The organism is Salmonella sp. SAL00672 (genome assembly GCF_046552175.1).
In the GTDB taxonomy this organism is placed as follows: Bacteria; Pseudomonadota; Gammaproteobacteria; order Enterobacterales; family Enterobacteriaceae; genus Salmonella; species Salmonella enterica.
The window spans coordinates 85544-111906 of sequence record NZ_JBGDUQ010000004.1 but is presented as its reverse complement, the minus strand read 5'-3'; the positions used below and the strand labels follow the sequence as shown (position 1 = coordinate 111906).

General features: G+C 47.4%; 26 protein-coding genes. 9 read left to right on the top strand and 17 right to left on the bottom strand.

Features of this window, described 5'->3' with window-relative positions; translation table 11 throughout:
- The first annotated feature begins 45 nt into the window (after positions 1-45).
- The 3 genes from gpmM to ACLJTG_RS13105 are packed head-to-tail and all read left to right on the top strand — an operon-like array spanning position 46 to position 3849.
- Positions 46-1590: a 2,3-bisphosphoglycerate-independent phosphoglycerate mutase gene (gene gpmM, locus ACLJTG_RS13115; protein WP_000116576.1), complete on the top strand. Its 1545-nt coding sequence runs from the start codon at positions 46-48 to the stop codon at positions 1588-1590.
- 33 nt (positions 1591-1623) lie between these two features.
- The gene (gene envC, locus ACLJTG_RS13110; protein WP_228770042.1) at positions 1624-2883 is read left to right on the top strand and encodes a murein hydrolase activator EnvC; all 1260 of its coding nucleotides are present in this window, start codon (positions 1624-1626) and stop codon (positions 2881-2883) included.
- A 3-nt stretch (positions 2884-2886) separates the two neighbouring features.
- Positions 2887-3849 (top strand): divergent polysaccharide deacetylase family protein, encoded by a 963-nt coding sequence (locus tag ACLJTG_RS13105; RefSeq protein WP_001135519.1) that lies wholly within the window; start codon positions 2887-2889, stop codon positions 3847-3849.
- On the opposite strand, the gene ACLJTG_RS13100 is transcribed toward ACLJTG_RS13105, so the two are convergent.
- The 3 genes from ACLJTG_RS13100 to kbl form a co-directional block, all read right to left on the bottom strand.
- Positions 3836-4870, bottom strand: a complete 1035-nt coding sequence (locus ACLJTG_RS13100) for a glycosyltransferase (protein ID WP_000798202.1) — start codon at positions 4868-4870, stop codon at positions 3836-3838. The two genes, ACLJTG_RS13105 and ACLJTG_RS13100, sit on opposite strands and share 14 nt — an antisense overlap.
- Positions 4871-5163: 293 nt before the next feature.
- Positions 5164-6189 (bottom strand): L-threonine 3-dehydrogenase, encoded by a 1026-nt coding sequence (tdh, locus tag ACLJTG_RS13095; RefSeq protein WP_000645990.1) that lies wholly within the window; start codon positions 6187-6189, stop codon positions 5164-5166.
- Positions 6190-6198: 9 nt separating this feature from the next.
- Positions 6199-7395 carry a glycine C-acetyltransferase gene (gene kbl, locus ACLJTG_RS13090; RefSeq protein ID WP_198898244.1) on the bottom strand — a complete coding sequence of 399 codons (1197 nt, stop codon included), beginning with the start codon at positions 7393-7395 and terminating at the stop codon, positions 6199-6201.
- A 202-nt stretch (positions 7396-7597) separates the two neighbouring features.
- On the opposite strand from kbl, the gene rfaD reads away from it, so the two are divergent.
- The 4 genes from rfaD to rfaL are packed head-to-tail and all read left to right on the top strand — an operon-like array spanning position 7598 to position 11786.
- Positions 7598-8530, top strand: coding sequence for an ADP-glyceromanno-heptose 6-epimerase (gene rfaD / locus ACLJTG_RS13085; protein ID WP_410958998.1), 933 nt, complete (start codon positions 7598-7600; stop codon positions 8528-8530).
- Between the two features lie 2 nt (positions 8531-8532).
- Entirely contained in the window at positions 8533-9579 is a 1047-nt protein-coding gene (gene rfaF / locus ACLJTG_RS13080; protein WP_000699196.1) for an ADP-heptose--LPS heptosyltransferase RfaF, read from the top strand.
- A complete protein-coding gene (gene rfaC, locus ACLJTG_RS13075; protein WP_021000906.1) occupies positions 9579-10532 on the top strand; it encodes a lipopolysaccharide heptosyltransferase RfaC in 954 nt (317 codons plus the stop codon). Before rfaF ends, rfaC begins: the two co-directional genes overlap by 1 nt.
- Positions 10533-10571: 39 nt before the next feature.
- Positions 10572-11786: an O-antigen ligase RfaL gene (gene rfaL / locus ACLJTG_RS13070; protein ID WP_000958448.1), complete on the top strand. Its 1215-nt coding sequence runs from the start codon at positions 10572-10574 to the stop codon at positions 11784-11786.
- A gap of 56 nt (positions 11787-11842) precedes the next feature.
- Here rfaL and ACLJTG_RS13065 read toward each other — a convergent pair whose 3' ends face one another.
- The 10 genes from ACLJTG_RS13065 to rfaQ all read right to left on the bottom strand — a co-directional run bounded on the left by ACLJTG_RS13065 (position 11843) and on the right by rfaQ (position 21928).
- Complete coding sequence (locus ACLJTG_RS13065) at positions 11843-12988, bottom strand: lipopolysaccharide N-acetylglucosaminyltransferase (RefSeq protein WP_000591832.1); 1146 nt, start codon at positions 12986-12988, stop codon at positions 11843-11845.
- 99 nt (positions 12989-13087) lie between these two features.
- Positions 13088-13897 carry a 3-deoxy-D-manno-oct-2-ulosonate III transferase WaaZ gene (gene waaZ / locus ACLJTG_RS13060; protein WP_000536017.1) on the bottom strand — a complete coding sequence of 270 codons (810 nt, stop codon included), beginning with the start codon at positions 13895-13897 and terminating at the stop codon, positions 13088-13090.
- A 149-nt stretch (positions 13898-14046) separates the two neighbouring features.
- Positions 14047-14745 carry a lipopolysaccharide core heptose(II) kinase RfaY gene (rfaY, locus tag ACLJTG_RS13055; protein ID WP_000582817.1) on the bottom strand — a complete coding sequence of 233 codons (699 nt, stop codon included), beginning with the start codon at positions 14743-14745 and terminating at the stop codon, positions 14047-14049.
- Between the two features lie 22 nt (positions 14746-14767).
- Positions 14768-15781 (bottom strand): lipopolysaccharide 1,2-glucosyltransferase RfaJ, encoded by a 1014-nt coding sequence (gene rfaJ, locus ACLJTG_RS13050; RefSeq protein WP_000376855.1) that lies wholly within the window; start codon positions 15779-15781, stop codon positions 14768-14770.
- 17 nt (positions 15782-15798) lie between these two features.
- Complete coding sequence (gene waaO / locus ACLJTG_RS13045) at positions 15799-16812, bottom strand: lipopolysaccharide 3-alpha-galactosyltransferase (RefSeq protein ID WP_000088482.1); 1014 nt, start codon at positions 16810-16812, stop codon at positions 15799-15801.
- A 5-nt stretch (positions 16813-16817) separates the two neighbouring features.
- Positions 16818-17897, bottom strand: coding sequence for a lipopolysaccharide 1,6-galactosyltransferase (gene waaB / locus ACLJTG_RS13040; protein ID WP_079951215.1), 1080 nt, complete (start codon positions 17895-17897; stop codon positions 16818-16820).
- Between the two features lie 13 nt (positions 17898-17910).
- A complete protein-coding gene (locus tag ACLJTG_RS13035) occupies positions 17911-18891 on the bottom strand; it encodes a glycosyltransferase (RefSeq protein ID WP_001280097.1) in 981 nt (326 codons plus the stop codon).
- Positions 18892-18946: 55 nt separating this feature from the next.
- Positions 18947-19744 carry a lipopolysaccharide core heptose(I) kinase RfaP gene (gene rfaP, locus ACLJTG_RS13030; protein WP_000229830.1) on the bottom strand — a complete coding sequence of 266 codons (798 nt, stop codon included), beginning with the start codon at positions 19742-19744 and terminating at the stop codon, positions 18947-18949.
- Entirely contained in the window at positions 19737-20861 is a 1125-nt protein-coding gene (locus tag ACLJTG_RS13025; protein WP_021000908.1) for a glycosyltransferase family 4 protein, read from the bottom strand. The genes rfaP and ACLJTG_RS13025 overlap by 8 nt, the downstream gene beginning before the upstream one ends.
- On the bottom strand, positions 20858-21928 hold the full coding sequence (gene rfaQ, locus ACLJTG_RS13020; RefSeq protein ID WP_001669304.1) for a lipopolysaccharide core heptosyltransferase RfaQ: 1071 nt from the start codon (positions 21926-21928) through the stop codon (positions 20858-20860). Before rfaQ ends, ACLJTG_RS13025 begins: the two co-directional genes overlap by 4 nt.
- Positions 21929-22336: 408 nt before the next feature.
- Here rfaQ and waaA point away from each other — a divergent pair, with 408 nt between their 5' ends.
- Positions 22337-23614 carry a lipid IV(A) 3-deoxy-D-manno-octulosonic acid transferase gene (gene waaA, locus ACLJTG_RS13015; protein WP_023243757.1) on the top strand — a complete coding sequence of 426 codons (1278 nt, stop codon included), beginning with the start codon at positions 22337-22339 and terminating at the stop codon, positions 23612-23614.
- Positions 23615-23622: 8 nt separating this feature from the next.
- A complete protein-coding gene (gene coaD, locus ACLJTG_RS13010) occupies positions 23623-24102 on the top strand; it encodes a pantetheine-phosphate adenylyltransferase (RefSeq protein ID WP_001171884.1) in 480 nt (159 codons plus the stop codon).
- 26 nt (positions 24103-24128) lie between these two features.
- On the opposite strand, the gene mutM is transcribed toward coaD, so the two are convergent.
- From mutM to radC, 4 genes are all read right to left on the bottom strand, one after another.
- A complete protein-coding gene (gene mutM, locus ACLJTG_RS13005) occupies positions 24129-24938 on the bottom strand; it encodes a bifunctional DNA-formamidopyrimidine glycosylase/DNA-(apurinic or apyrimidinic site) lyase (RefSeq protein ID WP_001114508.1) in 810 nt (269 codons plus the stop codon).
- Between the two features lie 97 nt (positions 24939-25035).
- A complete protein-coding gene (gene rpmG / locus ACLJTG_RS13000) occupies positions 25036-25203 on the bottom strand; it encodes a 50S ribosomal protein L33 (RefSeq protein WP_001051798.1) in 168 nt (55 codons plus the stop codon).
- A 20-nt stretch (positions 25204-25223) separates the two neighbouring features.
- A complete protein-coding gene (gene rpmB / locus ACLJTG_RS12995; RefSeq protein WP_001519051.1) occupies positions 25224-25460 on the bottom strand; it encodes a 50S ribosomal protein L28 in 237 nt (78 codons plus the stop codon).
- Between the two features lie 217 nt (positions 25461-25677).
- On the bottom strand, positions 25678-26343 hold the full coding sequence (gene radC, locus ACLJTG_RS12990; protein WP_000380129.1) for a RadC family protein: 666 nt from the start codon (positions 26341-26343) through the stop codon (positions 25678-25680).
- Between the last annotated feature and the right edge of the window lie 20 nt (positions 26344-26363).

Genomic DNA, 26363 nt, shown 5'->3' with positions numbered 1-26363 from the left:
TAAAATTACGCAATTATTTTGTCTATTGAGTATGAGGTTGTCGCAATGTCGGTTTCTAAAAAACCTATGGTACTGGTGATTCTGGATGGCTACGGCTACCGTGAAGAACAGCAGGATAACGCTATCTTAAACGCCAAAACCCCGGTGATGGATGCTCTGTGGGCAAAACGTCCGCATACCCTGATCGACGCATCCGGTCTGGAAGTGGGTCTGCCTGACCGCCAGATGGGCAACTCCGAAGTGGGCCACGTTAACCTGGGCGCAGGCCGCATCGTTTATCAGGACCTGACGCGTCTGGACGTTGAAATTAAAGAACGTACTTTCTTTGCTAACCCAGTCCTGACCAATGCGGTAGACCAGGCGAAAAACGCCGGTAAAGCGGTTCATATTATGGGTCTGCTGTCCGCGGGCGGCGTCCACAGCCACGAAGATCACATTATGGCGATGGTGGAGCTGGCCGCAGAACGCGGCGCAGAAAAAATCTATCTGCACGCCTTCCTCGACGGTCGCGACACGCCGCCGCGCAGCGCTGAAGCCTCGCTGAAAAAATTCGAAGACAAATTCGCCGCGCTGGGCAAAGGCCGCGTGGCGTCTATCGTCGGTCGTTACTACGCTATGGACCGCGACAACCGTTGGGATCGCGTGGAAAAAGCGTATGATCTGATGACCCTGGCGCAGGGCGAATTCCAGGCAGATACCGCTGTGGCTGGCCTGCAGGCCGCTTACGCTCGTGATGAAAACGATGAGTTTGTCAAAGCGACCGTTATCCGCGCCGAGGGCCAGGCTGATGCGGCGATGGAAGACGGCGACACGCTGATTTTCATGAACTTCCGCGCTGACCGCGCGCGCGAAATTACCCGCGCTTTCGTTAATGCTGATTTCGACGGCTTTGCGCGTAAGAAAGTGGTTAATCTGAACTTCGTGATGCTGACCGAATACGCCGCCGACATCAAAACTGCCGTTGCCTACCCACCAGCGTCGCTGGCGAATACCTTTGGCGAATGGATGGCGAAAAACGACAAAACTCAGCTGCGTATTTCCGAAACGGAAAAATATGCGCACGTAACCTTTTTCTTTAACGGCGGCGTAGAAGAACCGTTTGCTGGCGAAGAGCGCATTCTGATCAACTCCCCGAAAGTGGCCACTTATGACCTGCAACCGGAAATGAGCTCTGCAGAATTGACTGAAAAATTGGTCGCGGCGATCGAAAGCGGTAAGTACGACACCATCATTTGTAACTATCCAAACGGCGATATGGTCGGTCATACCGGCGTGATGGAAGCCGCCATCAAAGCGGTGGAAGCGTTGGATAACTGCATTGAACAGGTAACAAAAGCGGTTGAGTCCGTTGGTGGACAACTGTTGATTACCGCGGACCACGGCAACGCGGAGCAGATGCGCGATCCGGCGACCGGTCAGGCGCATACCGCCCACACCAACCTGCCGGTGCCGCTGATTTATGTCGGCGAGAAAAACGTGAAGGCGGTTGAAGGCGGCAAACTTTCAGACATTGCGCCTACCATGCTGTCGCTGATGGGGATGGAAATCCCGCAAGAGATGACTGGTAAGCCGCTGTTCATCGTGGAATAATCCCTCCCCATGAGGGGAAAGGCGATTAACACCATTCAACAGGCCGTGAAACTAAAAACGTTTTCAGTCAGGCCTTTGTTCTACGCCAGCGTACTTAGCGCTGGCGTATTGTTGTGCGCCTTTTCCGCCCACGCGGATGACCGTGATCAACTCAAATCTATTCAGGCCGATATCGCCGCGAAAGAACGCGACGTACGCCAGCAGCAGCAACAGCGCGCCAGCCTCCTGGCACAACTGAAAGCCCAGGAAGAGGCCATCTCGGCCGCAGCGCGTAAGCTGCGCGAAACGCAAAGCACTCTGGATCAGTTAAACGCGCAAATTGATGAGATGAACGCCTCAATTGCCAAACTGGAGCAGCAAAAAGCCAGCCAGGAGCGTAATCTCGCCGCGCAGTTGGACGCCGCTTTCCGCCAGGGCGAACACACCGGCATTCAGCTTATTCTTAGCGGAGAAGAGAGCCAGCGTGGGCAACGCCTGCAGGCCTACTTCGGCTATCTGAACCAGGCGCGCCAGGAGACTATCGCCGAACTGAAGCAGACTCGCGAACAGGTCGCCACGCAAAAAGCCGAGCTGGAAGAGAAGCAAAGCCAACAACAAACGTTGCTGTATGAGCAGCGCGCCCAACAGGCGAAGCTGGAGCAGGCGCGTAATGAACGTAAGAAAACGCTTGCCGGACTGGAGTCGTCTATTCAGCAAGGCCAGCAACAGTTAAGCGAACTGCGCGCCAACGAATCACGCCTACGCAACAGTATCGCGCGGGCGGAAGCGGCGGCCAAAGCGCGAGCGGAGCGTGAAGCCCGCGAAGCGCAGGCGGTACGCGATAAGCAGCAGGAAGCCTCGCGTAAAGGCAGCACCTATAAGCCGACGGAAAGCGAGCGTTCGCTAATGTCCCGCACCGGCGGTCTGGGCGCGCCTCGCGGTCAGGCATACTGGCCGGTACGCGGCCCGATATTGCATCGCTATGGCGAACGGCTGCAGGGTGAGCTACGTTGGAAGGGGATGGTGATCGGCGCGTCGGAAGGCACCGAGGTCAAAGCCATCGCCGACGGCAGGGTGATTCTGGCGGACTGGCTGCAAGGCTATGGCCTGGTGGTGGTCGTGGAGCATGGTAAAGGCGATATGAGCCTTTACGGCTATAATCAGAGCGCGCTGGTCAGCGTAGGCGCGCAGGTACGCGCCGGACAACCTATCGCCCTTGTGGGCAGTAGCGGCGGTCAGGGCAGACCTTCGCTTTATTTCGAAATTCGTCGCCAGGGTCAGGCCGTCAATCCACAGCCGTGGTTGGGAAGATAAGTTTTGCCTCAGTTTCGTCGCTCCATTCTCACGCTGGCCACTTTGCTGGCGTTTGCACATCCCGTTTTCGCTGGCAAGCTCGCCATCGTGATTGATGATTTTGGCTATCGCCCGCACACGGAAAACCAGGTTCTGGCGCTGCCGCCAAACATCTCCGTCGCCGTACTGCCCAACGCGCCGCACGCGCGCGAAATGGCAACTAAAGCGCACAATAGCGGGCATGAGGTGTTAATCCATCTGCCGATGGCGCCGCTAAGCAAACAGCCGCTGGAGAAGGATACGCTGCGACCAGATATGAGCAGCGATGAGATCGAGCGCATTATCCGCGAGGCGGTAAACAACGTGCCGTATGCCGTCGGGCTTAATAACCACATGGGCAGCGCAATGACCTCCAGCCTGTTCGGTATGCAAAAAGTTATGCAGGCGCTGGAACATTACAATCTCTATTTTCTCGACAGCATGACGATTGGCAATAGCCAGGCGATGCGCGCGGCATCCGGTACGGGTGTGAAAGTGATCAAGCGTAAAGTGTTCCTCGACGATACGCAAAACGAGGCGGATATCCGCCGTCAGTTTAATCGCGCTATCGAACTGGCCCGTCGCAACGGTTCCGCTATCGCGATTGGTCATCCGCATCCCGCAACGGTTCGCGTGCTGCAACAGATGGTTTATCGCCTGCCGGCGGATATCACCCTGGTACGTCCAGGCAGCCTGCTCAACGAACCGCAGGTAGATACGTCCCGACCTGGTGTGACGCCGCAGAAAATTGACGCGCCGCGCAATCCCTTCCGCGGCGTGAAGATGTGCAAGCCGAAAAAACCGCTGCAACCGGTCTACGCTACGCGCTTTTTCAGCGTCATCGGCGAGAGCATTACGCAAAGTTCCGTGGTTGTCTGGTTTCAGCACCAGTGGCAAGGCTGGGGGAAAATCGCCGCGCCTAAAAACGTGAGCGCTAAGACAGATTGAGCGCCTTACGGGCCATACGACGGTGTGACAAGGTTTTGTCGCGCCATTGCCACAGCCGGAAAGACCAGAGCAGCGTCTGATAAGCCGCTTTCGCGCTGCGGACGTTAGCCATCATCCGTCTATACATGCCAGAAGTAAAAATTTCGGCAATCATACGCTGGCGGGTCAAAATATCAGGCTCTTTACGTACCGCATGACAAACGCGTAACGCTTCCCAGGTAATTTGCTGGCGAAACTCCGGGTAAATCGGAATACGCCGGGCATAATCACGATTGAGCTTTTCTAATAACCGCGTAATTTTAATATAATGCCGCTGATAATTAAGATTTTTACTGCCTTGTCTTTGCAAACGGCTTACCGAATTATCATGCAGGAAATATTTATATAATGATTGTTCGGTATAACGTACGCGCGTGGCATTAAACATAACTTCCGTCGACCATAATATGTCCTGATGATGTAGTCCGGGAACGAAAGTAATATTGTTATCGGTAATTAACGCACGTCGATAAACGCCCATCCAGACAACATGCGTCCAGCGCCGCGAGGCCAACGCCATACGCAACCAATCCGGTCCGCTTAATACCCCGGTGGAGCGCAGGCGATCGGTCGGAATAGATTGCCAGGCGTGCCCGGTTTTTCGGACGCACCAGTCCGCGTTGCACTGCGCAACGTCCAGATCATCGTTAAGCGCCATGGTCATCAGCGTTTCATACATCTTCGGGTAGACCAGGTCATCTGCATCGACAAAGGCGACATAATCGCCGGTCGCTGCTTGCAGGCCAAGATTACGGGCGACAGATGCGCCAGCATTGGCCTGATGAAGCAGTCGAACATGCGGGTAATGTTCCGCGTAATGTTTTGCTATCTCAACGGAATGATCCGTCGATCCATCATTCACAATAATAATTTCCAGCGCCGACCACGTTTGCGCGATTAATGACGCCATGCAAGCATTAAAATCCGCTCCCGCATTATATAACGGGACAATGATACTCACTTTGGTTTTACTATTTTTCATAACGATTACCAGAAAAACCTTAATTTACCCTGCCTTTATACTGTGGCTCTATTAAGAAACTATTAAGCCGCCATAATTAATTTTTACAGTAAAAAGCAAGCACAAAACTCAGAGTAGAGCGTTACGTTAGCGAGTAAAATAAGAGTAAAGCGCAATTACGAATGCTTGATGTCTATGACAATTCTTTACGGCTTTCCAGATTTTCCCTAACAAAAAAGGTTGGCGAATGACACCAACCTTTTACGATGAAACGTATATCAGACCCGATAAATATCATCGGGTCTCTATACATATTAATCCCAGCTCAGAATAACTTTTCCTGACTGGCCTGAACGCATGGCGTCAAAACCTTTCTGGAAATCATCAATAGAGAAACGATGGGTGATAATCGGTGACAAATCCAGACCGGACTGGATCAGCGCCGCCATTTTGTACCACGTTTCGAACATCTCACGACCATAAATACCTTTAATGAACAAGCCCTTAAAGATAACTTTTGTCCAGTCGATAGACATATCTGATGGCGGAATCCCCAGCATCGCAATACGACCGCCGTGATTCATAGTGTCCAGCATGGTACGAAACGCCGGCGGCGCGCCGGACATCTCCAGACCCACATCGAATCCTTCGGTCATTCCCAGCTCCGCCATGACGTCGTTCAGGCTCTCTTTCGCGACGTTGACCGCGCGGGTGACGCCCATTTTGCGCGCCAGCTCCAGACGGTATTCATTGACGTCAGTAATCACCACATGACGCGCGCCAACATGTTTCGCCACCGCGGCGGCCATTACGCCGATTGGCCCCGCCCCCGATACCAGTACATCTTCGCCGACAAGATCGAAAGACAGCGCCGTATGCACCGCATTACCAAACGGGTCGAAAATAGAGGCTAAATCATCAGAAATGTTATCCGGGATTTTAAACGCATTGAACGCCGGGATGACCAGATATTCCGCGAAGCAGCCGGGACGGTTGACGCCCACGCCGGTGGTGTTGCGACACAGGTGAGTACGACCACCACGGCAGTTGCGGCAATGACCGCAGGTGATATGACCTTCGCCGGAGACGCGATCGCCGATTTTAAAGCCTTTCACTTCCTGACCGATGCCGACCACTTCGCCGACATATTCATGCCCCACGACCATCGGAACCGGGATGGTTTTTTGCGACCAGTCATCCCAGTTATAGATGTGAACGTCAGTACCGCAGATGGCTGTTTTACGGATTTTAATCAGCAAATCGTTATGGCCGACTTCCGGTTCCGGAACGTCGGTCATCCAGATGCCCTCTTCCGCTTTCAGTTTGGATAACGCTTTCATCTTACATCCTCAGGCAATCACGCCCAGTTGTTTACCAATACGCGTGAACGCGTCTACCGCACGCGTAATTTGCTCAGGCGTATGCGCCGCAGACATCTGGGTACGAATACGCGCCTGACCTTTTGGTACGACCGGATAGAAGAAACCGGTAACGTAAATGCCCTCTTTTTGCAGTTCGCGGGCAAATTTCTGCGCGACAACCGCATCTCCCAGCATTACCGGGATGATGGCGTGATCCGCGCCTGCCAGCGTAAATCCCGCGGCAGACATCTGCTCACGGAACTGCCGGGCGTTCGCCCACAAGCGATCGCGCAGTTCTGCGCCCGCTTCCACCATCTCCAACACTTTAATAGAAGCCGCCACGATTGCCGGCGCCAGGGAGTTGGAGAACAGATATGGGCGGGAACGCTGACGCAACCACTCAACGACCTCTTTACGCGCCGCGGTATAACCGCCGGATGCGCCGCCTAACGCTTTGCCCAGCGTACCGGTAATAATATCTACGCGGCCCATTACGTCGCAGTATTCATGGGAACCGCGACCGTTTTCGCCGACAAAGCCTACCGCGTGAGAATCATCAACCATCACCAGCGCATCGTATTTATCGGCCAGATCACAGACGCCTTTCAGATTGGCGATGACGCCATCCATTGAGAACACCCCGTCGGTGGCGATCAGGACATGACGCGCGCCGGCCTCACGCGCCTCTTTCAGCCGCGCTTCCAGCTCTGCCATATCGTTGTTGGCATAGCGATAGCGCTTCGCTTTACACAAACGCACGCCGTCAATGATAGACGCGTGGTTCAGCGCGTCGGAGATAATGGCGTCTTCCGCGCCCAGCAACGTCTCAAACAAGCCGCCGTTAGCGTCGAAACAGGAGGAATACAGAATCGCATCTTCCATGCCGAGGAAGCTTGCCAGCTTTTGCTCCAGCGCTTTGTGGCTGTCCTGGGTGCCGCAGATAAAACGCACGGACGCCATACCGAAACCGTGGCTGTCCATACCCGCTTTTGCGGCATTAATCAGCTCAGGGTGATTCGCCAGCCCGAGATAGTTATTGGCGCAAAAGTTAATAACGTGGCTTCCATCCGCCACGGTGATATCCGCCTGCTGCGCAGACGTAATAATGCGCTCTTCTTTAAACAATCCTTCCGCCCGGGCGGTTTCCAGCTCGTTGGTTAACTGTTTGTAAAAATCCCCACGCATTGCGATTCTCCAGACTGGGCAAATTTCAGCACATATTACCCAAAGCGATACGTTGATACGAGATGACGCGTCATCACTTCTTTAAAATGCAGCATAAATCACGCGTATCCTCACGGGTTATCAGTGAATGGATGAATAGTGTTATGATAAGAGCATTCATGTCTGAGACAGTCTCTGACACCATAATTCAAAGGTTACAGTTATGATCATCGTTACCGGCGGCGCGGGCTTTATCGGCAGCAATATCGTTAAGGCCCTGAATGATAAAGGTATCACCGATATTCTGGTGGTGGATAACCTGAAAGACGGCACCAAGTTTGTAAACCTGGTGGATCTGAACATTGCTGACTATATGGATAAGGAAGATTTCCTGATCCAGATTATGTCCGGAGAAGAGCTCGGCGATATCGAAGCTATTTTCCATGAAGGCGCCTGCTCTTCCACCACCGAGTGGGACGGCAAGTATATGATGGATAATAACTATCAATACTCCAAAGAGCTGCTGCACTATTGTCTTGAGCGCGAAATCCCGTTCCTCTATGCCTCTTCTGCCGCCACCTATGGCGGTCGCACGTCTGATTTCATCGAATCGCGCGAATACGAAAAACCGCTTAACGTTTACGGCTATTCTAAATTCCTGTTTGATGAATATGTGCGCCCGATCCTGCCAGAAGCGAACTCGCAGATTGTCGGTTTCCGCTATTTCAACGTCTATGGACCACGTGAAGGCCATAAAGGCAGCATGGCAAGCGTGGCATTTCATCTGAATACACAGTTAAACAACGGCGAAAGCCCGAAACTGTTTGAAGGCAGCGAAAACTTCAAGCGCGACTTCGTTTACGTGGGCGATGTGGCCGCCGTTAACCTGTGGTTCCTGGAAAGCGGTAAGTCCGGCATCTTTAACCTGGGCACAGGCCGTGCGGAATCTTTCCAGGCCGTCGCCGACGCGACGCTGGCATACCATAAAAAAGGCAGCATTGAATACATTCCGTTCCCGGATAAGCTGAAAGGCCGCTATCAGGCGTTTACGCAGGCGGATTTAACCAATCTACGCAACGCGGGCTACGACAAACCCTTTAAGACCGTCGCCGAAGGCGTCACGGAGTATATGGCCTGGCTGAACCGCGACGCGTAAGTATGAAAATTTTGGTCATTGGCCCGTCCTGGGTGGGCGACATGATGATGTCGCAAAGTCTCTATCGCACGCTTAAAGCGCGCTATCCCCAGGCGATAATCGACGTGATGGCGCCAGCCTGGTGCCGTCCGTTGTTATCGCGTATGCCGGAAGTTAACGAGGCGATACCCATGCCGCTGGGCCACGGCGCGCTGGAAATCGGCGAGCGCCGCAGATTGGGCCATAGCCTGCGAGAGAAGCGCTACGATCGCGCCTGGGTGTTGCCAAATTCGTTTAAATCGGCGCTGATTCCTTTCTTTGCCAATATCCCGCACCGTACCGGCTGGCGCGGCGAAATGCGCTATGGCCTGCTGAACGATGCGCGCGTCCTTGATAAGGACGCTTGGCCGCTGATGGTGGAGCGCTACGTGGCGCTGGCTTATGACAAGGGCGTGATGCGCACGGCGAAAGATCTGCCGCAGCCGCTACTCTGGCCGCAGCTCCAGGTTAGCGAGGGTGAAAAGTCGCTGATGTGCAGCGACTTTTCACTATCTTCTGAACGTCCTCTGATCGGCTTTTGCCCCGGCGCGGAATTTGGCCCGGCAAAACGTTGGCCGCACTATCACTACGCCGAACTGGCAAAGCAGCTCATTAACGAAGGGTATCAGGTCGTACTGTTTGGCTCGGCAAAAGACCATGAAGCCGGAAATGAGATCCTGGCGGCGCTGAATAGCGAGCAGCAGGCATGGTGTCGCAACCTGGCGGGGGAAACCCAGCTGGAACAGGCCGTCATTCTGATAGCCGCCTGTAAAGCCATCGTCACTAACGATTCCGGACTGATGCACGTCGCGGCGGCGCTCGACCGCCCGCTGGTCGCCTTGTATGGCCCAAGTAGCCCGGATTTCACGCCGCCGCTGTCTCATAAGGCCCGGGTGATTCGTCTCATTACGGGTTACCACAAAGTGCGTAAAGGCGATACGGCGCAAGGCTATCACCAGAGCCTGATCGATATCACGCCGCAGCGGGTTCTGGAAGAGCTTCATTCGCTGTTGTCGGAAGAGGGCGTTTAATGCGGGTTTTGATCGTTAAAACATCATCGATGGGCGACGTATTACATACCCTGCCTGCGCTTACCGACGCGCAACAGGCGATTCCGGGGATTCAATTTGATTGGGTTGTCGAAGAAGGGTTTGCACAAATTCCGTCCTGGCACAGTGCTGTCGATCGCGTGATTCCCGTCGCTATTCGCCGTTGGCGCAAGGCCTGGTTTTCCGCGCCCATTAAAGCGGAACGCATAGCCTTTCATCGGGCGGTATGCGCAAACCAATACGACGCTGTGATTGATGCGCAGGGGCTGGTAAAAAGCGCGGCGCTGGTGACGCGTCTGGCGCATGGGATAAAGCACGGTATGGACTGGAGTACCGCCCGCGAACCGCTGGCCAGCCTGTTCTATAACCGTAAACACCATATCGCAAAGCAACAACATGCGGTTGAACGGACGCGCGAGCTGTTCGCCAAAAGCCTGGGATACGATAAACCGCAGTCGCAGGGCGATTATGCCATCGCAAAACATTTTCTGCATTGCCAGCAGGCGGTTAGCGATCCGTATGCGGTGTTTTTACATGCCACGACCCGCGATGATAAACACTGGCCGGAAGCAAACTGGCGCGAGCTTATCGGCCTGGTGGGCAACACCGGATTACGGATAAAACTTCCCTGGGGCGCGCCTCATGAGGAGGCCCGTGCTAAACGACTGGCCGAAGGCTTTGACTATGTGGATGTGTTACCGCGCATGAGCCTGGAGGAGGTCGCCAGAGTGCTGGCTGGCGCAAAATTTGTCGTATCGGTTGATACCGGCCTGAGCCATCTCGCCGCCGCGCTCGACAGACCGAATATTACGCTATATGGCCCAACGGACCCTGGGTTAATTGGAGGTTATGGGAAGAACCAAATGGCATGCTGCTCACCAGAAAAAAACCTGGCGAATTTAGATGCCACAAGCGTATTCGGAAAGATTCATTAAAGAGACACTGTCTCATCCCAAACCTATTGTGGAGAAAAGATGCTAACCACATCATTAACGTTAAATAAAGAGAAATGGAAACCGATCTGGAATAAAGCGCTGGTTTTTCTTTTTGTTGCCACGTATTTTCTGGATGGTATTACGCGTTATAAACATTTGATAATCATACTTATGGTTATCACCGCGATTTATCAGGTCTCACGCTCACCGAAAAGTTTCCCCCCTCTTTTCAAAAATAGCATATTTTATAGCGTAGCAGTATTATCATTAATCCTTGTTTATTCCATACTCATATCGCCAGATATGAAAGAAAGTTTCAAGGAATTTGAAAATACGGTACTGGAGGGTTTCTTATTATATACTTTATTAATTCCCGTACTATTAAAAGATGAAACAAAAGAAACGGTTGCGAAAATAGTACTTTTCTCCTTTTTAACAAGTTTAGGACTTCGCTGCCTTGCAGAGAGTATTCTATATATCGAGGACTATAATAAAGGGATTATGCCATTCATGAGCTATGCGCATCGACATATGTCCGATTCCATGGTTTTCTTATTTCCAGCATTATTGAATATTTGGCTGTTTAGAAAAAATGCACTTAAGTTGGTTTTTTTGGTGCTTAGCGCTATCTATCTTTTCTTTATCCTGGGAACCCTATCGCGAGGGGCATGGTTGGCGGTGCTCATAGTAGGTGCGCTGTGGGCAATACTGAATCGCCAATGGAAGTTAATAGGAGTCGGTGCCATTTTATTAGCCATCATCGGCGCTTTGGTTATCACTCAACATAATAACCAATCAGATTCAGAACATTTACTTTATAAATTACAGCAGACAGATAGCTCATCTCGTTATACTAACGGAACCCAGGGCACCGCGTGGATACTGATTCAGGAAAACCCGATCAAGGGCTACGGCTATGGTAATGATGTGTATGATGGTGTTTATAATAAACGCGTTGTCGATTATCCAACGTGGACCTTTAAAGAATCTATCGGTCCGCATAATACCATTCTGTACATCTGGTTTAGTGCAGGCATATTAGGTCTGGCGAGCCTGGCCTATTTATATGGCGCTATCATCAGGGAAACAGCCAGCTCTACCTTCAGGAAAGTAGAGATAAGTCCCTACAATGCTCATCTCTTGCTATTTTTATCTTTCGTCGGTTTTTATATCGTTCGTGGCAATTTTGAACAGGTCGATATTGCTCAAACTGGTATCATTACTGGTTTTCTGCTGGCGCTAAGAAATAGATAAAAAAACGCGCTGATACTTATTACGGTATCAGCGCGTTTTTCATCATCAGAACTCAATCACTTATCAAACCAGCTTTTCATTTGTTCCTCGAAACGCTGCGCTACATTTTCCCAACTGTATTTTGAAAACACCAGGGATTTTGCTTTTTCGGCAATCTGGTGGCGTTCCTTATCAGCAAGCGCACGGTTAATATCATTAATTATACTGTCGCTCGACATAGGCTCTGCGAGGTGATAGCCCGTTATGCCATCTAACACAAATTCGCTAATCCCCCCTTTTTTGCTGGCAAGAACCGCTTTTCCTGCTGCCATCGCTTCTACAGCTACCATGCAAAATGCTTCTTCAACCTGAGATGGCACAATAACCAGATCGGCTATATGATAGAAGTTATGCATCTGGTCGGGAGATTGCCCCCCTGCCATAATACAATCCGTTCCAATCTCTTTTACGGCGTCCAGTACTTTCTTTTGATACTCTGCTTTTTCACCCTTGCGGCTTGCATAAGGGTCGCCAACAACGACAAGTTTAATATTACTTCTTAAGGTACGTAATTGTTTGAACGCCTGCAAAAGCAACAGGATGCCTTTATCAGGCGAAATTCTCCCGGCATATAAGAGAACGGTGGCATCTTCCGCAATATTTAATTGCTGACGAAGATTATCTTGTGGGTTTCTTTTATAAGTCTCAGCACAAAAACCATTAGGCACAATACTAACAGCAGCGGCAGGCAATCTTTCTTCATAAAAGGCTTTAAGAAACTGACTGGGCACGATAATTTTTGCATCGTTATCAGGAAGTTCTGGTTCAAATGCGTTATGCATGTGCATAACCAGTTTTGCATTCGGATTGCGCTCTCTGATCTGCCGATACAGTTTCATACTATTATGAATAACAATGACGCTATCTTCCTGGGTAGTCACTTTATCTCTAATATTAAGGACGCGCTGGGAATAGGGTAGTGGGTCGAGACGAGTCCATTTCTGAAAAAGACGCTTATAAACTTTACTAAACCCAATGTAATGAATATCACAATTATCGTTTATTTTATTATATTCAGGATAGCCAGCATTCTTTATACAAGCAATAGCACTCGGTATTGATAGTCGTTTTGCAACCTGGTAAATCCAGGTTTCTACCGCAGCCGCACCACGAGGAGGAATTGAAAATATAGGAGTAACAGTAAATATGATTTTTTTAATCATAATAGCTATAATCCAGAATAGTTAACTTTATAGAAAAAGAAATGTTATAGAAAAAGAAATGCGTGCCGAAGCAACGCAAAATAATGATTTATCTAGTGTCTAGACAATTTTATCGTAATATATTTCATCCTCAAGTTCCGAGGCTGTAATATATGGAATAATATCGTAATGAATTGCAGTATCATCTGATAAATTAAAGATATTTAAATCACTCACATTTTTTCTCATAAAAGTAAAAAATGGCAGTATTTTAAACAGGTCTTTACTAAGCTCAGATGGCATAGGGCTGGTAGATTCGTCATAGAAACGTGGGCAACTCCCTGTTAAGTCAAGCCCAGAACATATAATACGGCCATACTTGAGGGAATAGGCAACCTGAATAGCGGTATAAGCAATAGTATGGCAAGAGCAATACCCGATGCTGATATCCTTGCAAAATCCAGCCAGTCGCCCTCTTTTCGAAAGGGGAACTGAAATAAGTAATGCTTTATGAACCCGCTTGAGGATATTAAATTTAATTTTCTTTAAAAAGCCCCCTTTTTCTCGGCGATAAAAGGAGCGAATAATTAAACAGTTTTCTTCAATATATTTTTGATCATCCACTGAAGCCTGTTCGTACACATCAAGATTGACGATAGTAAACTGACTGTTACGGCTAAAGTTATAAAAATCTTCGCGCCGACGATGGAGGAAGCGAACATCCGTCAGAAGGTACAAAAATGGCTTGACGTTATTGTTTAGCAAATATTGAACAGAACCATTGACTGCAATGACATCTTTCATTCGTAACAAGGACAGCGGCGTCTTTCTGGACGTAGGACCAGAAAGAAAAATAATACAATCTTCAGCCGTTCTTTTCGCAATAAGTTGCAGAACATCGGCGTGAGTTATGAAGTTAACGCTGCCCATAAAAAACTCGTATGTTTATCATGCAACCTATAAATAAATGTTATATTCAATAACTAATATTACATCTCAAATTCTCTCAAGTATGTCATAACGCTGCAGCAAATAAAAGTCAGTCAGCCCCTTAAATTAAACCAAACGTGCTACATTGATCAGCGCTTTTCCTTACCCTTAATACGACGCAAGAAATTTCGAAGTTTTTTCTTATAAATCAATAAGTAAAATCCGATATCTCTCATATTATTTTTGATACCATAATGTCTTTCTAAATCAATACGATCCTTTGCTTTTCGTTGTCTGGAAGGTCTTTTTCCGGACAAATCGATAATTCTGATCTCATTGCCTTGCAGGATAAAGTTACCTTTATGGGGATCGCCCGAAACCATACCATGCTGATGCAGAGAATATATCGACTGTTTGATTTTCCCTCTCACCTCGTCAGAAATTTCTGGCATATCAACAAGTTCAATACCTTCAATATACTCAATTATCATCACGTATGTTTTTACATAGCGTAATGTTTTAATTTCCGCCAGCAGGTAAAAATCATTAAGCGCCGCAAACCCTTCACGCCGCACACGATCTGTCTGATGAAAAAGCTTTTCGTAGTAATCTCCTTTTACTAACGATTTGAAAAAGCGTTCAGTATTTTTTACTTTTGGGCTAAATACTTTGAGAATATATTTTCCGTAGTCTGTATTAATCAATACAACTTTTGTATCTTCTATATTACGAAAGACTTTAATAACCTGATGATTATAAGATAGAAAATCTTTGAATATCTCAATGTATTTTTCACCGTCTTTTTTGACAAAGACGGTATAGTTTTTAACCTTTTTTTCAATAATCATAATGGAGATTTAGGGAAGGGAATTATTTGTGGAAAAGTTTACGATAAAGATATGCGCTTCCAGCCAGAAGGCCTTTAAAATAATGACCTTGCACGAGAAGATGTTTATATCGCTTCTTAAATTCGACTATGGTACGCGCATCTTTTGCGGGAAAATCTTTCCAGGGCGAGTTCAGTCGTGCATTTTTATAATAGATAACTGAAGGATAATTTGCCCAGGCATGCCATGGTTTTGTAGCGCCCGTATAATGAATTAAAATAGTATTATCATTAATTATATTGCTATATTTTTTATGTGACTTATCTTTCAACTCACTTTTAATAGTATAAATAGTATTATACGGTCGCGGTAGAAAAATGACTTTATCCTGTAGGAGAATATTCAAAACATCCTGATCGGGATATTTAAAAGAGTCAGCTTCTTTACCTGCCAGAAGTAAAAATGCCTTTTCAGTTAAGGCATTCTCTTTCCATAATTTCAGGTTAACAAAAACCACGCCGGAGTTAAAATAACCACCTTGTAAATTAAAAGCGCTTAATCTCTCATTTACCTTATTCTGGATGGAATCAACATCTTTTACGACCGCAGCAATCTTCTCTGTCAAATCAAGCTGTAGAAGATCTTGCAAAGATCCTTTGCATACAACATCGGCATCCAAATAAAGTAGTGTGTTTACCTTCTTGCTGAGATAATCGAAAGCAAATAAACGAAAATACATTGCTCTCGACCATACTTTAGTTTGAGGCAATACCTCAAGGCTTTCTACTTTAATAAGATAAAGAGAAATTTTTATGTGATGCTGTACGGCTAAACGCTCTATATATTTTACAAAACACGGAGAGTATGAATCACAAATAATGTGAAAAGCGAGCGGGATATTATTGTTTAGTACAACTGAAGCAATTGACACCCCCACACCATCAAGATAGTTTTCATCAACGCCATAAGAAATGTTTAATACGTTATCATCATTATTATTATTACTTTCATCAAAAATTTTATATTCAGCTATTTCTATCTCAGGAAATGAATCCATTACATCACCTATGGGTTTTATTCAAGAAGTTTACGTTTAAAGTAGGCTATATAATAATTTATACCCGAAGTATAATGCTTCTGATTAAACATATGCTTTGCCGCATAACGTAACTGATGGCTAGTCACTGGATTTAAAAGTGCACAATGAGACCATGGTGAGTTGCTCTTAGCCTGTAAAAAATATTGTGACACAGGGTAAGCCCCCCAACTATGCCAGGGCTTCGTTGGTCCGATATAATGAACAAATACAGTCTCAGCATCGACTGGATTAATAACTGAATCTTTTAATTCATAGTTAAGACTAAATTGTGTATTAAATTTTTTATCAACAAAACGCGCTTTATTCACTAACAATATATTTAATACATCCTGATCAAGGTGCGTTATGCGCTGTACTACCTCCGGATCTTTTAGCATTTCAATCGCTTTCTTAGAGATATTTTCTGCGGTCCAAAGAGGTATGTTAATTAAAATAAAACCGGCATTAAAATAGCCAGAAACCAGCCCAGGCGTTGCCAGGCTAACCGAGCGCTTAGTCCACCACTCCAACTCGCCTTCAGCAACAACCGCCGCAATCTCATTTTCAGCGAAATTAAGATCAATAAGTTCTTGAATACTCCCTTTACATGCAATATCTGCATCCAGATAAAGTACTCTATCTGTTTTATCTGAAAAATAATCGGCGATAATGAATCTAAAGTATGTTGCATAGGTCCAGTTTTTGGTACTGGGTAGCGATTTTAAGCGCTCACAGTCGATTAGGTAAACAACGATCTGCGTAGCGTACTGTTTTGCTAATGCCTCAAATCGTTGCTGGTCTTCAGAGTCAAAGAAATCGGTAAAAACATGGAAAGCTAACGCCTTCTCTGGGTTAGCGAGGAGAACCGATGCAATAGAGACACCACAGCCAAAAAGAAAGTTTTTATCAATCCCATAAGCTATATTAAATTTATCAGCATCACTATGTTGTGCATAGTTATAATCTAAAGTCTGTTGAATGACTTCTTCTTCAAAATATTTTCTGCTCATAGTGATCACTTTTGTAATTTCGAGAATATCGCATTATTAAAATTTTTAAAATATAGCACATCGTAAAATCTCTCAATCGTGCCGGGAATAATATCATGCTGATATTTTACTTCACCAGAAATAACGCGATTAAGGTGTCCTACAAAATCATCTATAGCCCCCGGGGTGTAAAGCTCACCATTCAAGCCGGGTTTAATCATATCGCGCGGACCAGACATACAATCAGAACTAATACACGGAATTCCATATGACATTGCTTCCAGCAGGGTCATAGGAAATCCCTCAAATGCAGAGGTAAGTAGTAACGCGGTGACATTTTTTATTTTTTGCTGTACGACTTGCCACGGCGCGCTTTGCCAACCATACCAGATCACACGCTGCTCAATACCAAGCTCCCGACTATAGGCCTGGCACTTTTCAAAATCTGAGCCATCACCAATAATATGTAGCTGCCATTCCCCTGTCGTACGAGCTAAGCCATCAAATAAATCTTTAACTCTTTTCTGCCCTTCAAATTTAAGACGCCCTACATAGAGAAATACAGCGGGTTTATCGCGCTCAGGCGGCGGCACAATGATTGTTTTAATAGAGACAGGATTATAAACGACGCTAATATCTTGCGCTGAGATACCCCGTGCCATCATCTGTTCTTTAATACCACTACTGATGGCCAGATGATAATCCGCGTACGTTATACATTCTGCATGTTTTTTATGGTCGAGCGAAAAATGCGGCCACGAGAAAATAGTAAAATGTTTACCACTTTTCTTTCGTGCTTTATTGGCATAAAGACATGAGATGACATCAATACATATCACAATATCTGGTGACGTTTCTTTCAACCATTGACTAAAATTATAAACATGCTTAGCTCGACGAAGAAAACTTAATTTTATATTTGAGAATGATTGCGCATATTTAATCTCTTTTAGCCATGCTTTATCCATTTTGTCATTACGACAAAAGAAAAACATTTCACAGTTGATTTTCAGAGAGCTATTTTCAAACGTATGGATAACGTTGCTAATAACGGTTTCCATCCCTCCAAAACCAGATACCGCTTCGCCAATAAATGCTATTTTCATATATACCCCAGAGTTAAAACCTTAATCTAAAGACTTTAGATATTAAATAGCAAAAATAGTAATATAATCCTATAGAGTAATTTTTACCTGACATTTCTCTTTTTGCTTTAAGGCGTATTTCACTTGGGGATGGTGAAAAAAACCTCCTGTTATTTTTCCATGGGGATTCATTAAAGTATCGATCAAAATATCTTGCTTTAAATATCTTATACCATGGTTTATTTGGAGTCACATAATGCATAATAATAGTATTATCTATATTTTTAGCTTCAGCATCAAAGTTAACAGATAATGTCGTTTTATTGTTAAATTTTCTTTGGAGATACTTCACCTTTCCATTGAGTAAAATATTTAAAACATCCTGATCGGCATATCTAAAAATCTTACCACAATTAATCATAGACAAAGATTCTTGAGTTACGTTATTTTTTCTCCACTCATAGTTATTAATTAACATCACGCCTGCATTGAAATACCCATTAAAATCCACCCCATAATCTAATTGTTTTACTCTTTTTTGCATATCCGGCGAGTCTAAGATCACTCCTGCGATTTCCCCTTCAAGATTAATATCAATTAACTCAGATAATGAACCATGACAAATAATATCGCAATCCAAATATAAAATTTTTGAAATTCCTTTATTAACAACATCCGGAATTAAAAAACGAAGACATGTAGATAATGGAATACCCAGAATTAACGTTTCCGGATTAATATCGAAATTATTGTTAATATGATATGCTGTAATTGATACATTAGGTTGTTTCAATTCAAGAAAAGGTAATAAATCATACTCCGACACACCCGATATCAATAAATGAAAATGCAAGTCAATATCTTTATTATTTTCGATAATGGAATATATTGCCACACCTGCCGGCATTATAAAACCATGATCAAAGCAAAGAGCAATGTCCAGTCTTCTTCCAAAAAAATCATCATGTTGAATTATGTTTTTTTGGTTTGAAATATAACTTTTAATGTCAGACATTCTGTCTATCCTTGTCTCACTCATAAATTACTCACTGAGTGCATAATTATTATAATTACAGATTTTTTCTTATTGTTCTTTCTTTAATTCGAGCGGCTTTAACATCCGCCTGATGAATCAACCCCGATTCTTTTTGCAAAATCTCTCGCAGGGGGAGAGAGAAATACTCACGCATAAACCGGAATATATCTCGCTGAGTCAGGCCAATATTCATTGAAGAAAAATAAAGCCCAATTAAATCTTTGTCACGCCAGCGAAGGGGAACGCGCTGGCGTATCTGCGCGCGATGCAGGTCGATTACGGAGATTTTTAAATCCTCTTCGCGACCAGTGAAAGGTAAATGCAGAAGAAAGTGGCAAATATAACAGTCGCGATGGTTAATTCCCCCGGCGTGCATTTTACGTACCATAGTCGCAACACGCTTAATGATCATCCACTTCACCTGCGCGTCCGGTGGATTAACAGCCCAGTCAGCACAGTAGTCTTCAAGGCTAATGGTGGGCGTTAAATCTTCGGTGATAATAAATGATGTTCTGGTTAGCGGGTTTACGCCTTTTTCACCAAAACCAACGCCGTGCATCGTATCAACGCCCAGCTCATGTAGACGATGAATGGCGTGCCATTCTCTGTCAGCGCCCAGAACAGGCATACGTAACGAAATCAGGTTCTTCACAATTTCTTTCAGCGAAGTGCCTTTATGCCACTTCAGGAAGTAACTTTTGCCGTCCAGCTCAAACCGCAATGTTCGACGCGTCTCCAGCTCTCTGAACACTTCGCCCTGTAACGTTTTCACTTCCTCAAAAGCATCTTTACCGCGCCATAGTGTGGTTAACGGCGCTTTCAGCTCAACCATCTAAATCACCTGTAATAATATCTGCGGCCTTCTCCGGTAAGCTGTATAAATCCTGGGTATCAGCATAATACCGCGCATTTTCAGCCCAGGCGTTGCGTAAGGAAGGCTGTGTCAGCGCTTTGAGTAAAACCTCATTTAGCGCATCCTGACGGAATGGTTCAGTCATCGCTTCGCCACAGTTGGCATCCACAATATAATGTGCATAACCGCACACCGCAGTTGTCAGCACCGGCAAACCAGCAGTAATGGCTTCCAGCAAAACAATACCTGCAGCTTCCTGATAGGCTGGATGCAGTAAAAGGTCGGCTGCCGCCATTAACTCCGCGATATCATTACGTCCGGAGAAAAAATGCACATTCGTGCCGACGCCGCTTCTTTCAGCCAGTGCTGCAAACTTCTTCGGCTTATCCTGCCCGACAACATAGAGCACCGTATTTTGCCGTAAAGATTCGGGTAGCGATGCCAGCGCTTCAATAGAGCGATCCACACCTTTACGGGTGAAGTCAGACCCTACTTGCAACAGTAATTTTTGCTGTTCTGAGATACCATTTTTCTGACGATAAATTTGACGACTGTTCGGGATCTGTTGGCTATATTTTCTGTCCGGGTAAATCCCCGGAGGAAGAATATGGAAACGCTCCGCTTCAGTCTGATAATGTTTTTGGAAGTCAGCAATCTGCTTATTCGTCAGCATTAATAGTTGCGTCTGCTTGCCGTGTTCAAACGTGGCGCGTTCAAAAGCAGCATAATGCCGATAGCGTGATGTCAGGCGATAGAAAAAACCTTTTTCCTGTGCGACTTTTTCGGCGTAACACACGTCTGCGGCGTAATACACATCAAGGCCTGGCATCTTATTGAACCCAACCACCCGATCGACAGGATGGTCGCGCAAATGGTGTTGCACCCAGGCATAATATTCTGCGTTACGACCGTGGTTCGTCCGGGATTTAACCGGCACGCGGATTAATTCAAAGTTATCCGGGCATTCCTCTTCCCATGACTGAGTATAAACACGAACCTGATGCCCTCGCGCCGCCACGGTTTGGGCAATGCGCATAAAATCACGCTGCAGACCGCCAAAAGGAAAATACTTATATAAGCAAAAGGCAACTCTCATAGCAGGCTGTCCAAATCTATGGCGCGTGCCTCATGCGGCAGCATTTTTTCCGTCGCGGCGATAACATCTTCAGCCGGAATCACGGAAAGGTATTTTTTATTACGATCAAGCTCATGCCGTTCAGGCATCGGCTGATAATTTCCTGCCCAAAACTGAATGATGTCGTCGGTCCAGGGACGCCAGAACACATGATCCGTCGCGCCGAAAAGGCAAATGACCGGCGTTTTGACTGCTGCGGCAATATGACCAGGGGCCGAATCAACGCCGATAAAGAGATCCGCATGGTCAATCAACGCGCCCAATTCAGGAAAGCGAGTTTTACCCGCCAGACCAGTAACCGGTTTTGTTTCACAGCCGCGTGCAATAGCATCCACGCAGGCCATCTCGTCTGCGGCCGGGCCTGACGTCAGTACAACTTGATAACCGCGGCGCTGCACGGCATCAATAACCTGCGAGAATTTATCATTATCCCAGCACTTAAATAGCTGCCGTGCCGTAGGCTGAATAACAACATATTGTCGGGTCACACCAAGTTGTTTGAGCTGTTGTCGCATGTTTTCCCAATGTTCCGGGCGATAGCTCATGGTGGTTTCCGTGACATACTGTTTTAGCGCTAACGGCTTTAGCGCGGATAATGTGCGATCAACAGCATGTTCTCCCGCATAAGGTACTAAATGCGTAAAGCTCTTTTTCCATAAAGCAGACTGACGATTACCGAAATCCTGCGAGATTTTTATTTTTGCGTTTAAAAAACGCACAATAAGCGCCACGCTCCACTGATCGGTGAGATTGACGACCAGATCATACGAGTTAGCACGCAATTTTTTGATTAACGATAGCGCGTTTTTGATCTTCTCTTTTGTTCCTGCGCCTTTGTTACTGATGCCGTAGAGTGCATTAATCTCCGGATTTTCCGACAATATCGGTATAGTGTTCTGGTAAAGAAGCACATCGATTTTTGCATCGGGATAATTCTGCTTCAGCGTGCTGATGACAGGAGTGGTAAGTAACATGTCTCCATGAAAACGCATTTTTATAATCAGAATTCTTCGAAATGGCTTTTCCACAAGCGACTCTTTGGTTGAAATTGTCCGGATAAATAAGCAGAAAAAAGCACGCTACCGCCCCAGGCTTCACAGCAACCCGATGGCTAATACCGCACTCATTTTAGATGCGCTAGTGTAACACTTCTTTCGCAGCAATCCGATACGAATAATTTTTATACACAATCATTTTTTTAATCATAAATTCAAAGAGATATTAATTTACCCCTCTCTTGTGAATGGTCATTCCCATTGTCTGGGGCGACAAGGGCGGCAAATTTCAATGGATTGCGTAAAAATGCAAAAATAATGGGGTTCAGCGCCTGGAATCCTCGCTTCTGAGCCAATTTGGCGCAAAAATGGGAAAAGTAATGGTAAAGCCCAGGCTAAATACATAGAATCCCCAGCACATCCATAAGTCAGCTATTTACTATGCTCGAATTGCTTTACACCGCTCTTCTCTACCTTATTCAGCCTCTGATCTGGATACGGCTTTGGGTGCGTGGACGTAAAGCGCCGGCCTATCGTAAGCGCTGGGGTGAACGCTACGGATTCTACCGCCGTCCGTTGAAACCGGGCGGAATCATGCTGCATTCCGTCTCGGTGGGCGAAACTCTGGCGGCCATCCCATTGGTCCGCGCTCTACGTCATCGCTATCCCGATCTGCCTATTACCGTAACGACCATGACGCCGACCGGCTCGGAGCGCGTCCAGTCCGCCTTTGGCAACGATGTTCAGCACGTTTACTTGCCTTATGATTTGCCCGATGCGCTCAATCGTTTCCTCAATAAGATTGATCCTAAGCTGGTATTGATCATGGAGACTGAGCTCTGGCCAAATCTGATTGCTGCGTTGCACAAACGTCATATTCCGCTGGTTATCGCTAATGCGCGGCTTTCCGCCCGCTCCGCCGCGGGTTATGCGAAGCTTGGCAAGTTTGTCCGTACGCTCTTGCGCCGTATCACCCTGATTGCCGCGCAAAACGAAGAAGATGGCGAACGCTTTGTGACATTGGGCGCGAAGAACAATCAGGTCACGGTCACCGGCAGTCTGAAATTTGATATTTCAGTTACGCCGCAGTTGGCGGCTAAAGCCGTTACGCTACGCCGCCAGTGGGCGCCGCACCGTCCGGTCTGGATTGCCACCAGCACCCACGATGGCGAAGAGAGTATCGTTATCGCCGCTCACCAGGCGTTATTACATCAATTCCCGAATTTATTACTGATTCTGGTGCCCCGCCATCCGGAGCGTTTCCCGGATGCTATCAATCTTGTGCGTCAGGCAGGGTTAAGCTACATCACTCGCTCTTCGGGCGAAGTGCCGTCCGCCAGCACCCAGGTCGTGGTAGGCGATACCATGGGCGAATTAATGTTGCTCTATGGCATTGCCGATCTCGCCTTTGTTGGTGGTTCGCTGGTTGAACGCGGCGGTCATAACCCGCTGGAGGCTGCCGCTCATGCGATTCCGGTACTGATGGGTCCGCATACCTTTAACTTTAAAGATATTTGCGCCCGTCTGGATCAGGCGAGCGGACTTATCACGATTACCGATGCGGCTACGCTGGCAAAAGAAGTTTCCTCTTTACTGACCGACGCTGATTATCGTAATTTCTACGGACGTCACGCAGTTGAAGTGCTGTATCAAAATCAGGGCGCGCTCCAGCGTCTGCTGCAACTGCTGGAACCTTATCTGCCACCGAAAACGCATTGAGGGCTGTCATGCAAAAACGGGCGATTTATCCAGGTACGTTTGATCCGATTACTAACGGTCATCTTGATATTGTGACGCGCGCAACGCAGATGTTCGACCATGTCATTCTGGCTATCGCCGCCAGCCCCGGCAAGAAACCCATGTTCACCCTGGACGAACGTGTGGCGCTGGCGCAAAAAGCGACCGCACACCTGGGTAACGTAGAGGTGGTGGGCTTTAGCGACCTGATGGCCAATTTCGCCCGCGACAGACAGGCGAATATCCTGATTCGTGGTCTGCGCGCGGTGGCGGATTTTGAATATGAAATGCAGTTGGCGCATATGAATCGCCATCTGATGCCGCAACTGGAAAGCGTTTTCCTGATGCCGTCCAAAGAGTGGTCGTTTATCTCATCGTCGCTGGTCAAAGAAGTGGCGCGCCATCAGGGCGATGTGACCCACTTTCTGCCGGACAATGTGCATCAGGCGCTAATGGATAAGTTGAAATAAGTATCCTTCCTTGCCGGCCTGGCGTTTTACTTCTGACAGTGACGGCAATAGAACGTCGCACGCTGTGCGTGTTTCGTTGCGACTATCGGCGTACCGCATACCCGACACGGCTCGCCTTTGCGCCCGTACACCTGCAACTCCTGCGCAAAATAGCCTGGTTTCCCATCGCTTTGCAGAAAATCCTTCAGCGTTGTCCCGCCTTGTTCAATAGAGCGCAGCAAAACGGCTTTAATCACCCGCGCCAGCAGATCGCACTCCTCTGTCGAGAGTGACGACGCCAGGCGGTCAGGGTGAATACCAGCGGCAAACAGCGACTCGCTGGCGTAGATATTCCCCACGCCGACCACCAGCTTGTTATCCATCAGCCAGGGTTTAATCGCCGTCTTCTTCTTCGCGCATTTCTGCTGCAAATATTCGCCATTAAACTCATCGCTTAGCGGCTCCGGTCCCAGATGCGCCAGTACGTTATGCCCTTCCAGCTCTTTGGTCCATAACCAGGCGCCAAAGCGGCGAGGATCGGTATAACGTAGAATTTTGCCGTTGCTCATCACCAAATCGACATGGTCGTGCTTTTCCGCCGGCAGCGCTTCCGGCAGTATCCGCAAGCTTCCCGACATCCCCAGGTGAATAATTATCCAGCCGTCAGGCAGCTCCAGCAGTAGATATTTAGCACGACGCTGAACGCTAAGGACGGGTGTATCGCTCAGACGATAAATTTCATCTGAAACCGGCCAGCGCAGACGGCCGTTACGGATATGGGCGTGCAGGATAGTAGCGCCAACTAAATGGGGTTCAATACCCCGGCGGCTGGTTTCAACTTCGGGTAATTCAGGCATAACGTCTCCGGCTGTGTGGCAGGTCTCATTAATATGGGGACGGCCAGAAAACAAAAAACCCCGCCGAAGCGAGGTTTTTGTTACATCAAAGCGAGAATTATTTGATTTTCGCTTCTTTGTAGATCACGTGCTGACGGACAACTGGATCGAATTTTTTCAGTTCCAGTTTTTCCGGCTTAGTACGTTTGTTCTTCGTCGTGGTATAGAAGTGACCAGTACCAGCAGAAGAAACCAGCTTGATTTTCTCACGAATACCTTTAGCCATGATTTATTTCCTCTTAGTACTTAGTACTTTTCGCCACGGGCACGCAGTTCAGACAGAACTGTTTCGATGCCTTTTTTATCGATGATACGCATACCTTTAGCAGATACACGCAGGGTGACAAAACGCTTCTCGCTCTCAACCCAGAAACGGTGAGAGTGCAGGTTAGGCAGGAAACGGCGTTTAGTCGCGTTCAGTGCGTGGGAACGGTTGTTACCGGTCACCGGACGCTTGCCAGTAACTTGGCAGACTCGGGACATGTCTATTCTCCAAAAATCAAATTAGCTCGAGCTTCGTATGGGGTATCGGCGCCTCGTCAGGCTTTACAGCCTGGTCATCGCGCAGTTCTATTGAACTCTCGATTGCCAGGCCCAAATGCCAAACCCGAGATTCTCAAAGGTGGCGTAGTATACGCTGACCCGGCGATATGCTCAAGTCCCGAACAGACAAAGATCCCGATGGATCGCGCAAAGAATCTTAAATCCAGCCGCGTTCGGCAAAAGAAACGTACTCTCCGCGCCCAATTATCAGGTGATCGAGCACCCGGATATCCATAAACTGGCAACACTTTATCACGCGCTCAGTGATAAGTTTATCTGCTTTACTTGGCTCTGCGCAGCCTGAAGGGTGGTTATGCGCCAGAATGACCGCTGAAGCATTGAGTTTAATCGCTTCCCGAACAATCTCACGCGGATGCACCTCTACGTGGTTAAGCGTGCCGGAAAACAGGCGGCTGTGCTGAAGCACCCGGTGCTGGGCATCAAGGAAGATCACCAGAAAGATCTCACGCTCTTCGCCCGTCAGTTGGCTTTGCAGAAATTCCCGCGTCATTTCCGGACTCAGCAACGCACTTTCCTCATTCATGCGCACGCTGTAATAGCGCCTTGCCAGCTCAGCAATGCCTTTCAACTGCGCGAATTTCGCCAGGCCGATGCCGTTTACGCCGCGAAACTGCGCAAAGTCCGCCGACAGCAGGCCATACAGCGACCCAAAGTGCTGCAATATCTCTTTTGCCAACGTCATAACATCTTTTCCCGGCGTGCCGGTACGTAAAAAAAGCGCCAGCAACTCCACGTCGCTGAGGGAAGCAATGCCGGATCTGAGCATTTTTTCGCGCGGTAATAATTCGTCCAACGTATCCATACGCGCACCTCCTTTTTTAA